Origin of the sequence: Cupriavidus sp. HPC(L), assembly GCF_000307735.3 — a bacterium.
GTDB lineage: Bacteria > Pseudomonadota > Gammaproteobacteria > Burkholderiales > Burkholderiaceae > Cupriavidus.
Map to the genome: position 1 here is coordinate 1 of NZ_AMPR02000098.1, position 9,323 is coordinate 9,323.

The window sequence follows — 9,323 nt, forward strand, 5'->3', positions numbered from 1 at the left end:
CTTGACCGGCCGGTCCGCAACCCTCCTTCCGCTCACCGTTATTGCTCTTTCCCCCGCCATGAAGCCGCAAGCCCAGACCCGCGACTGCTATCGCCACTTCCTGCCGATCACGACGCGCTGGATGGACAACGATGTTTATGGCCACGTCAACAACGTTGTCTACTACAGTTATTTCGACACCGTGGTGAATCGCTACCTGATCGAGCGCGGCGTGCTCGACATCGAGGCAGGGGACACCATCGGGCTGGTCATCGAGACGCAGTGCAACTACTTCGCCTCGCTGAGCTTTCCCGAAACGGTGATCGCGGGTCTGCGCGTCGCGCGGCTCGGCAACAGCAGTGTGCGCTACGAGGTGGGGCTGTTTCGCGAGGGCGATGACAGCGCCGCCGCGCAGGGGCACTTCGTGCATGTCTACGTCGACCGCCAGACGCGCCGCCCGGTCGCCTTGCCCGAGCCGTTGCGCAAGGCACTCGAGCCGCTGCTGGTGGCGGCTGTGGATCGGTAGGGAGCGTGAACGTGAGCGCGCGCAGGTGCCGTACCGGCCTGTCCCTGGCGCCCGGTATCGGGGGCAGGGCAGTCGGCGCGCCGCGCGGCGAATGTTGCGGTGCGGATGTGAACCGGAACGCGGTTCCGCGCGTTGCTGATCCAGATGACGCGGCCGACTTTGCACCGGCCGCTCAATTTCTCGCCAGAACTGACGTTAGTAAGGCATGCGCGTGCGCAGGGCGGAAGATTGCCGGGCCGGGAGGCCGCGTCATGCAGATTTTCATGTGCTGCAAGCGTCTTATTTTTCGTATTACGGAAATGTCTGTAATCGAAGCTTTAAGTCCGCTGTGTAAGTCATTAATCTTGCTAACAAATTCTTTTTTTTCTACACTGGCGCCATTCCCGATGCGCGCCCGAGAATCATGTCCCGGTTCGACCTCCCATTCCTGAGATTTCTCGGCACCCTGCCTCTGCCCTCGGTGGCAGCGACCATGCTGGTGTCGGCGGCGCTGATTGCCGCGCCCATGGCGGAGGCGGCGAGTAAGTCGTCTAAATCCGCTAAAAAGACCGAAAAGGTCGTCAAAGTCCAAAAATCCTCGGCTAAATCGTCGAAGTCCACCAAGTCCGCCAAGGCCGGCAGCGTGTCGAAGCGCTCGACGGTGGCCAAGACCGGCAGCCGCAAGGTCATCGTTTCCAAGAATGGCAAGCGCAAGGTCATTCTGGTCCAGCGTCAGGCCGCCCCGGTGCGCGCCGCCTATACGCCGCCGTCGCGCCCGTCGCTGGGCGAGGCGCTCGGACTGCGCGATACCGACGATGCGCTGTCGCTGCGCTCCAGCGTCGCCCTGGTGATGGACCAGAACACCAACGAAGTGCTGTTCCAGAAGAACGCGGCCGCGGTGCTGCCGATCGCTTCGATCACCAAGCTGATGACCGCGCTGGTGGTGATGGACGCACGCCTGCCGATGGACGAGGTGCTGACCATCACCGAAGAGGACCGCGACACCGAGAAGCACAGCAGCTCGCGTCTGCGCTTCGGCACGCAGCTGACGCGGCAGGAACTGATGCTGCTGGCCCTGATGTCGTCGGAAAACCGCGCCGCCTCGGCGCTCGGCCGCCACTATCCGGGCGGGCTGCCAGCCTTCGTGCAGGCGATGAACCGCAAGGCCCGCGAACTGGGCATGAACGACTCCCACTTCGTCGATTCGAGCGGGCTGTCGAGCAGCAATGTCTCGTCGGCGCTGGACCTGGCCCGGCTGGTCAAGGCGGCCTATCGCAATCCGACCATCCGCGCGTTCTCGACGCAGACCGAGCATGAGGTCAACGTGCTTGGCCGCACCCAGCACTACGTCAGCACCAATCGCCTGGTGCGCGGCGGCAACTGGGACATCGGCCTGCAGAAGACCGGCTTCATCTCGGAAGCGGGGCGCTGCCTGGTGATGCAGGCACGCGTCGGCGGCCGCGATGTGGTGATGGTGTTCCTGGACTCGTCCGGCAACCTGACGCGCTTTGCCGATGCGAACCGCGTGCGCGACTGGCTAGAGCATTCGCCGCCGTCGGCGCCGAACCGCTTCCCGAGCACGCCGAACCTGACCCAGGGTCCGGCCAACTCGCCGCATTACGTGCTGACGTCGCAGCAGGCTCGCGGCATCTGAGCTGGCCTGAGCTGAGCTGAACCGAACCGCAGGACGCAAGCCCGTCCCGCAACGAAAGACGCGCCCCTCGAGGGCGCGTCGTCGTTCAGGGCCGGCCAGGCGGTCAAGCAACCGGCTTGGTTCAGCCGATCACAGCAGCTTGCCCGGATTCATGATCCCCGCCGGATCGAGCAGCCGCTTGATGCCGACCATCAGCCGCAGCTCGAGCGGATCCTTGTAGCGGTGGAAATACTCGCGCTTGAGCTGGCCGATGCCGTGCTCCGCGCTGATGCTGCCGCCATGGCGCATCACCTCGTCCAATACCTCGGCCGTGACGGCCTCCCCGTGGATCGTCGCCCACTCCTTCGGTGCGCCCGCGGGGCGCGACAGGTTGTAGTGCAGGTTGCCGTCGCCAAAGTGGCCGAACACGAAGGGGCGGATCGCGGCGTCGAGCCGCTGCAGCCGTGCCTCCATCCGCGCCATGAACACCGGGATCGATTCGATCGGCAGCGAGATGTCGTGCTTCAGATGCGGGCCGTCGGCGCGCTGGGCTTCGGAGATTTCCTCACGCAGCTTCCACATCGCGTGGACCTGGCTCAGCGACGCCGATACCGCGGCGTCGAGGCACAGGCCCTGTTCCAGCGCGTCGCCGATGGTCGCTTCCAGCAGCGAATTCAGTCCCGCCTCGTCGGTGGTGTCGGCCAGTTCGACCAGCACATAGGCCGGATGGCGGTCGGCGAAGGGCTCCTGCACGCCTTCCGCATGCGTCAGCACCAGATCCAGGCAGGGGCCGGTGAAGAATTCGAAGGCCTGCAGCCGTGCGCCGCAACGCGAGTACAGCAGCGAGAACAGCTGCAGCGCCTGCTGCGGCGACTCCACCGCGGCCAGCACCACGGCGCGTTGATCGGTGCGCGGCAGGAGCCGCAGCGCGACCGCTGTGATGACGCCCAGCGTGCCTTCGGACCCGATCAGCAGTTGCTTCAGGTCGTAGCCGGTGTTGTCCTTGCGCAGCGTGCGTAGTCCGTGGAAGACCTCGCCGTCCGGCAGCACCGCTTCCAGTCCGAGCACCAGCTCGCGCGCCATGCCGTAGCGGACCACGTTGACGCCGCCGGCATTGGTGGCGAGGTTGCCGCCGATCTGGCACGAGTCCTCGGCGGCCAGCGACAGCGGCAACTGGCGGTCCGCGTCATGGGCGGCGCGGCGCAGATTGCCGAGAATGCAGCCGGCCTCCGCGACCATCGTGTTGGCGATGGTATCGACCGAGCGGATCGCGTTCATCCGGTCCAGGCTCAGCACCACGTTGGCGGGGCGATCGTCGGGCGTCGCGCCGCCGCACAGGCCGGTATTGCCGCCGCGCGGCACCACCGGCACGCGCCACCGCTGGCACAGCGCCAGGCAGCGCGCGACTTCGTCGGTATTGCGGGGCCGGACCACGGCCTGGGCATCGCCCCGGTAGATTCCGCGCCAGTCGCTGAGCCAGGGCGCGATCGCCTGCGCATCGGTGGTCACCACATCGGGTCCCAGCGCCTCGAGCAGGCGCGGCAGAAAACCGGAGTCTTGCATCTCGTCGTGTGCTGTCTGTCGAAATCGGGAAGGGCGCAGCGCGTGGCGTCGCGCTCCGGGGCGTGGCGTGCGGGGCGGCGGAAGACTGCGCGCCCCTACACGCGCCCCTGCACGCGCCCCTACACGTCGCTACACGTCGCTACACGTCGCTACACGTCGCTACACGTCGCTACACGTCGCTACACGTCGCTATCGGCGGTATAGCCCATGCCGCGCGAAATCTGCAACGCCGTTTCCTTCAGGTTCTGCAGCCAGCTGTCCTGCAGGCGATCCGCCGGGGCCGACAGCGACAGGCCGGCGACCAGCCGGCGCGAGTCGTCGTAGATGCCCGCCGCGATGCAGCGCACGCCGAGTTCGAGCTCCTCGTTGTCGCGCGCATAGCCGTTGGTGCGGACCCAGTTCAGCTCACGCTCCAGCTTCGACAGGTCGGTGATCGAAGTACGGGTATGTCCGGCCAGGCCGGTGCGGGTGGCGTAGTTGCGCACCCGTGCGACCTCGTCCGCGGCGAGGAACAGCTTGCCGACCGAGGTCAGGTGCAGCGGGGCGCGGCCGCCGATGGCGCGCACCACCTGCATGCCGGAGCGCTCGCTGTAGGCGCGTTCGATATAGACGATCTCGTCGCCCTGGCGCACCGACAGGTTGACGGTCTGGCCGGTGACGCGGTGCAGCGCGCGCATCGGTGCCAGCGCCGCCTCGCGTACCGACAGCCGGGCCTTGACCAGATTGCCCAGTTCCAGCAGCCGCATGCCGAGCCGGTAGCTGCCCGGATCGGAGCGGTCGACGAAGCGGCACGCGACCATGTCGTTGAGGATGCGGTGCGCCGTCGAGGGATGCAGACCGGTAGCCTGGGAGAGTTCCTTCAGACTGACCGGATCGGCATGTCGCGCGAGCGCATCGAGCAGCGTCATCATCCGCTCGATCACCTGGATCGACGTCTTGCCGGGTTCCTTTTCTGCTTCAGCCATGGGGAAATTGTTGCCATGCGGCAAATTAAGCGACTGCCTGATTCTATCTCGCATCGTGAAAATTTCAATACGTGAAATGTCATAGTCGGGCATTCCGCACATCAATGCGCCCCAGAATGGGGCGCCAAAAGGCCCCGGAAGGACGGTGGCGGCCGACAAAAGCGCCGGTGGCGGCGCGCCGCAGTGGCGGAACCGCTGCGCAAAAGCGCATAATTGCGAGGTTTTGGGTCTGGAAAAAGGTAGGAATCCCCATGCGAGTCGGTCTGTTCGTCACCTGTCTGGTGGACCTGATGCGGCCGGAGATCGGCTTTTCGGTACTCAAGCTGCTGGAGAAGGCCGGCTACGAGGTCATGGTCCCCGAGGCCCAGACCTGCTGCGGCCAGCCGGCCTATAACTCCGGCGAGCGCGCCGCCTCGCGCGATCTGGCCGAGAAATTCCTGCGCGAGTTCGAGATGTTCGACTACGTCGTGGTGCCGTCGGGCTCCTGCGGCGGCATGATCCTGCATCACTACGGCGACCTGCTGCGCAACGATCCCGAACTGAACGGCCGCTACGAGCGCCTGCGCACGCGGGTCTACGAGCTGACCGACTTCCTGGCCAATGTCGCCCGCATCGACTCGCTGGACAGCAATTTCGCCGGCCACGTGACCTACCACGACTCGTGCTCCGGGCTGCGCGAACTCGGCGTCAAGCAGCAGCCGCGCGCCTTGCTCGGCAAGCTGCCCGGCGTGCAGCTGACCGAGATGAAGGACTGCGAGGCCTGCTGCGGTTTCGGCGGAACGTTCGCGGTCAAGTACGGCAATATCTCGACCGCCATCGTCGACGAGAAGTGCGCCAATATCGCGGCCAGCGGCGCCGAGGCGGTGGTGCTCGGCGACCTGGGCTGCATCCTCAATATCGAAGGCCGGCTGCGCAGGACCGGCGATACGCGCACCCGCGTGCTGCATATCGCGCAGGTACTGGCCGGCGACGCCTGATCGCCGCATCCCCGATCCCGGCATTCCCGCATCGATCGCGCACCACGCAAGAGGCCACCACGCATGCAAGTGCACAGCATGGAATTCAAGGCGCGCGCCGGCCAGAAGCTGGCCGACCAGCGCCTGCAGCAGAACCTGAAGAAGCTGTCGACCAAGTTCGTCACCGCGCGCGCGGCCGCGATCGAGGACATCGACTTCGCCGCCACGCGGGAGGCGCTGAAGGAGCGCCGCGACCGTGCGCTCGCCAATCTGGACGTCTGGCTGGCGACCTTCGAGGAGAACGCCACGCGCCGCGGCGCCACGGTGCTGTTTGCCGAGACGACCGCCGACGCGGCAAGGCTGGTCGGCGAGATCGCGCAGCGTCACGGCGTGCGCAAGGTCATCAAGAGCAAGTCGATGGTGACCGAGGAGATGCGGCTGAACGAGGTGCTCGGCGAGCTCGGCGTGCAGAGCATCGAGACCGATCTCGGCGAATACATCCTGCAGATCAACGACGCCGAGCCGCCGTCGCACATCATTGCGCCGGTGGTGCACAAGGACAAGGACGAGATCGCCGACCTGTTCGCCAAGGTCCACCAGAAGCCGCGGCTGACCGAGATTCCCGACATGACGCGGGAAGCGCGCGAGGTGCTGCGCCCGGAGTTCCTGTCGGCCGATATGGGCGTGACCGGCGGCAACTTCCTGATCGCGGAAACGGGCTCGGTCGCGGTGGTGACCAACGAGGGCAACGAGGGCATGTGTACGGTGATGCCGCGCGTGCATGTCGCCGTCACCGGCATCGAGAAGGTGCTGCCGACGCTGGAGGACCTGGCCACCGTGATGCGGCTGCTGCCGCGCTCGGCGACCGGCCAGGCGATTTCGAACTATTTCTCGCTGCTGACCGGCCCGCGCGCGCCCGGCGAGCAGGACGGCCCCGAGCACATGTACTTCGTGCTGGTCGATGGCGGCCGCACCGGCCTGATCGGCGGCGACTTCCAGGAGATGCTGCGCTGCATCCGTTGCGGCGCCTGCATGAACCACTGCCCGGTCTACCAGAAGATCGGCGGTCATGCCTATGGCTGGGTCTATCCCGGGCCGATGGGCAGCGTGCTGACGCCCAGCTATGTCGGCCTGGGCAACGCGATCGACCTGCCGCAGGCGGCCACGCTGTGCGGCGAGTGCAACCGCGTCTGCCCGGCCTCGATCCCGCTGTCGGACCTGCTGCGCAAGCTGCGCGAGAAGCAGATGGAGCGCGGCATGCGGCCGTGGCAGGAGCGCTGGGCGCTGCGCGCCTGGGGCTATGTCGCCAAGCGGCCGGGGCTGTATGCGCTGGCCACGCGACTGGGAGCCAGCGTGCTGTCGCGCATGGGCCGCAACGATGGGCGCATCGCCAAGCTGCCGCTGGGCGGCCGCGGCTGGACCGATACGCGCGACATGCCGGCGCCCACCGGCCGCACCTTCCGCGATCTCTACAAGGAAAGGAGGGCGAAGGCATGAGCGATCCCGCCAACCAGGCGCCCTTGCGCGCGATGCGAGAAGCGCTGGACCGCCATCGTGCCGGTACGTTGCCCGCCGACGCGCTGGTGCGCGTGTGGCGCGAACAGGCGCCGGCACTGACGCTGCCGCCGGTATTCGGCCAGGCGATGGAGGAACTGCTGCGCCGCCTCGAGATGTCGGCGGTGTTTGCCCAGGACAGCTGCTCGTTTTCCAGCTCCGCGGTGACGGACCAGCTGGAGCGCTGGCTCGCGAAGGCGGCGACGGCCTGAGTGCTGAGCCCCTGAGCCCCTGAGTCGCTGAGTTTCCATCCACGCGGCAACAAAAAAACCCCGGCCAAGGCCGGGGTTTCGTTTTGCCAACCCACAGTGTCGTCCCCGCGCATGCGGGGACCCAGTGACTTCTAAAGCCGCTGGATTCCCGCATGCGCGGGAATGACGTTGGTCGCGCCGCAGGGGCGAAATCAGCCCAGCAGCAGCGCGTCGTCGTCCAGCTGCTCGTGCCGGCTGCGCTCGAACATGCGCAGCAGGTCCGGCACGTCCAGGCCCTTGCGTTCGTCGCCCGACACGTCGAGCACCACCTGGCCCTGGTGCAGCATCACGGTGCGCTGGCCGTAGTCCAGCGCCTGCCGCATGCTGTGGGTCACCATCATCGTGGTCAGCTTGTTTTCCTCGACGATGCGGGCGGTCAGCTCGAGCACGAAGGCCGCGGTCTTCGGGTCCAGCGCGGCGGTATGCTCGTCGAGCAGCAGGATGCGCGAGGGCTGCAGCGATGCCATCAGCAGGCTGACCGCCTGGCGCTGGCCGCCGGACAGCAGGCCGATGCGGTCGGTCAGCCGGTTTTCCAGCCCCAGGTTCAGCAGCCGCAGCTTGTCGCGGAACAGCTCGCGCGACGAACGGTTCAGCGCCGGCCGAAAACCCCGGCGCGAGCCGCGCGCCATCGCCAGCGCCATGTTTTCCTCGATCGTCAGCGCCTCGCAGGTGCCGGCCATCGGGTCCTGGAACACGCGGGCCACCAGCGGCGCGCGGTCCCAGGCGGGCTTGCGCGTGACGTCGTTGCCGTCGATCGTGATGGTGCCGGCATCGACCATCTGGTCGCCGCTGATGGCGTTCAGGAAGGTCGACTTGCCGGCGCCGTTCGAGCCGATCACGGCGACGAACTGGCCCGACGGAATCTCCAGGCTCAGCCCGCGCAGCGCGCGCGTCTCGATCGGCGTGCCGGGATTGAAGGTCAGCTTCAGGTCTTGTGCGCGCAGCATGTCAGCCTCCATTCGCCTTGCGGCCGAACAGCTTCTTGCGCGTGGCCGGCAGCACCAGCGCGACCGTCACCAGCAGCGCGGTGACCAGGTTCAGGTCCTGTGCCTTCAGGCCGATGAAATCGCTGTTCAGCGCCAGCGCGATGAAGAAGCGGTAGAGGATCGCGCCGAGCACCACGGCCAGCGTCGTCAGAATCAGCCGGCGGGCCGGCAGGATCGTCTCGCCGATGATCACCGCGGCCAGGCCGATCACGATCGTGCCGATGCCCATCGAGATGTCGGAGCCGCCCTGAGTCTGCGCGAACAGCGCGCCGGCCAGTGCGACCAGCGCGTTCGACAGCGCCATGCCGGCCAGCGTGGCGCGGCCGGTGGCGATGCCCTGCGCGCGCGCCATGCGCGGATTGGCGCCGGTGGCCCGCATCGCCAGCCCGAGCTGCGACGAGAAGAACCAGTCCAGGCCTAGCTTGGCGACGATCACGATGACCACCAGCACCAGCGGGCGCAGCATGAAGTCGGGCAGCCATTCCGGCTGCAGCACCGTGAACATCGTCGGCTCGGTGATCAGCGGCACGTTGGGCCGGCCCATGATCCGCAGATTGATCGAGTACAGCGCGATCATCATCAGGATCGACGCCAGCAGGTCCATGATCTTGAGCCGGACATTGAGCCAGCCGGTGATCAGGCCGGCGATCGCGCCGGCGACGATGGCCAGCGCCGTGGCGAGGAACGGGTCCTGGCCCATGGCGATCAGCGTGGCCGCGACGGCTCCGCCCAGCGGAAAGCTGCCATCGACGGTCAGATCGGGGAAATTGAGGATGCGGAAGGAGATCAGCACCCCGAGGGCGACGAGGCTGAAGATCAGGCCGATCTCCAGCGCGCCCAGAAGGGAGAAGAGGGACATGGTGAATCCTGTTGCGGTATGCGCGCCCGCCGGTGGCCGGGCGTGCTGACTGGCGCGGCTGCCGCCGGCGGA

The 9,323-nt window shown here is 66.9% G+C and carries 10 protein-coding genes; 5 read left to right on the forward strand and 5 right to left on the reverse strand.

From position 1 onward, the window contains the following. The first annotated feature begins 58 nt into the window (after positions 1 to 58). Entirely contained in the window at positions 59 to 505 is a 447-nt protein-coding gene (locus tag B551_RS07355; RefSeq protein ID WP_006578414.1) for a thioesterase family protein, read from the forward strand. A gap of 366 nt (positions 506 to 871) precedes the next feature. Here B551_RS07355 and B551_RS27025 read toward each other — a convergent pair whose 3' ends face one another. Further along, positions 872 to 1,153 carry a hypothetical protein gene (locus B551_RS27025; RefSeq protein ID WP_253281325.1) on the reverse strand — a complete coding sequence of 94 codons (282 nt, stop codon included), beginning with the start codon at positions 1,151 to 1,153 and terminating at the stop codon, positions 872 to 874. Between B551_RS27025 and pbpG the strand changes: the two genes are divergently transcribed. Continuing rightward, complete coding sequence (pbpG, locus tag B551_RS07360; RefSeq protein ID WP_231906249.1) at positions 1,128 to 2,138, forward strand: D-alanyl-D-alanine endopeptidase; 1,011 nt, start codon at positions 1,128 to 1,130, stop codon at positions 2,136 to 2,138. The genes B551_RS27025 and pbpG overlap by 26 nt on opposite strands. A 129-nt stretch (positions 2,139 to 2,267) precedes the next feature. Here pbpG and B551_RS07365 read toward each other — a convergent pair whose 3' ends face one another. Both B551_RS07365 and B551_RS07370 read right to left on the reverse strand, forming a co-directional pair. After that, positions 2,268 to 3,680: an FAD-binding oxidoreductase gene (locus B551_RS07365; RefSeq protein ID WP_006578411.1), complete on the reverse strand. Its 1,413-nt coding sequence runs from the start codon at positions 3,678 to 3,680 to the stop codon at positions 2,268 to 2,270. 179 nt (positions 3,681 to 3,859) lie between these two features. After that, positions 3,860 to 4,645: an IclR family transcriptional regulator gene (locus B551_RS07370; protein ID WP_006578410.1), complete on the reverse strand. Its 786-nt coding sequence runs from the start codon at positions 4,643 to 4,645 to the stop codon at positions 3,860 to 3,862. 251 nt (positions 4,646 to 4,896) lie between these two features. On the opposite strand from B551_RS07370, the gene B551_RS07375 reads away from it, so the two are divergent. The 3 genes from B551_RS07375 to B551_RS07385 all read left to right on the forward strand — a co-directional run bounded on the left by B551_RS07375 (position 4,897) and on the right by B551_RS07385 (position 7,367). Further along, entirely contained in the window at positions 4,897 to 5,622 is a 726-nt protein-coding gene (locus tag B551_RS07375) for a (Fe-S)-binding protein (protein WP_006578409.1), read from the forward strand. A gap of 63 nt (positions 5,623 to 5,685) precedes the next feature. Beyond that, a complete protein-coding gene (locus tag B551_RS07380; protein WP_023263784.1) occupies positions 5,686 to 7,098 on the forward strand; it encodes a LutB/LldF family L-lactate oxidation iron-sulfur protein in 1,413 nt (470 codons plus the stop codon). After that, positions 7,095 to 7,367, forward strand: a complete 273-nt coding sequence (locus B551_RS07385; protein WP_023263785.1) for a hypothetical protein — start codon at positions 7,095 to 7,097, stop codon at positions 7,365 to 7,367. Before B551_RS07380 ends, B551_RS07385 begins: the two co-directional genes overlap by 4 nt. Before the next feature lie 191 nt (positions 7,368 to 7,558). Here the strand turns inward: B551_RS07385 and B551_RS07390 are convergent, their stop codons facing one another. Together B551_RS07390 and B551_RS07395 are read right to left on the reverse strand one after the other, a co-directional pair. Next, positions 7,559 to 8,353, reverse strand: a complete 795-nt coding sequence (locus tag B551_RS07390; protein ID WP_006578408.1) for an ABC transporter ATP-binding protein — start codon at positions 8,351 to 8,353, stop codon at positions 7,559 to 7,561. Between the two features lies 1 nt (position 8,354). Continuing rightward, complete coding sequence (locus B551_RS07395) at positions 8,355 to 9,251, reverse strand: ABC transporter permease (RefSeq protein ID WP_023263787.1); 897 nt, start codon at positions 9,249 to 9,251, stop codon at positions 8,355 to 8,357. Between the last annotated feature and the right edge of the window lie 72 nt (positions 9,252 to 9,323).

Coding starts and splice junctions, on each gene's coding strand:
- B551_RS07375 (WP_006578409.1), top strand. CDS start 4,897: ATGCGAGTCGGTCTGTTCGTCACCTGTCTGGTGGACCTGATGCGGCCG.
- B551_RS07365 (WP_006578411.1), bottom strand. CDS start 3,680: ATGCAAGACTCCGGTTTTCTGCCGCGCCTGCTCGAGGCGCTGGGACCC.
- B551_RS07380 (WP_023263784.1), top strand. CDS start 5,686: ATGCAAGTGCACAGCATGGAATTCAAGGCGCGCGCCGGCCAGAAGCTG.
- B551_RS07395 (WP_023263787.1), bottom strand. CDS start 9,251: ATGTCCCTCTTCTCCCTTCTGGGCGCGCTGGAGATCGGCCTGATCTTC.
- B551_RS07370 (WP_006578410.1), bottom strand. CDS start 4,645: ATGGCTGAAGCAGAAAAGGAACCCGGCAAGACGTCGATCCAGGTGATC.
- B551_RS07355 (WP_006578414.1), top strand. CDS start 59: ATGAAGCCGCAAGCCCAGACCCGCGACTGCTATCGCCACTTCCTGCCG.
- B551_RS07385 (WP_023263785.1), top strand. CDS start 7,095: ATGAGCGATCCCGCCAACCAGGCGCCCTTGCGCGCGATGCGAGAAGCG.
- B551_RS07390 (WP_006578408.1), bottom strand. CDS start 8,353: ATGCTGCGCGCACAAGACCTGAAGCTGACCTTCAATCCCGGCACGCCG.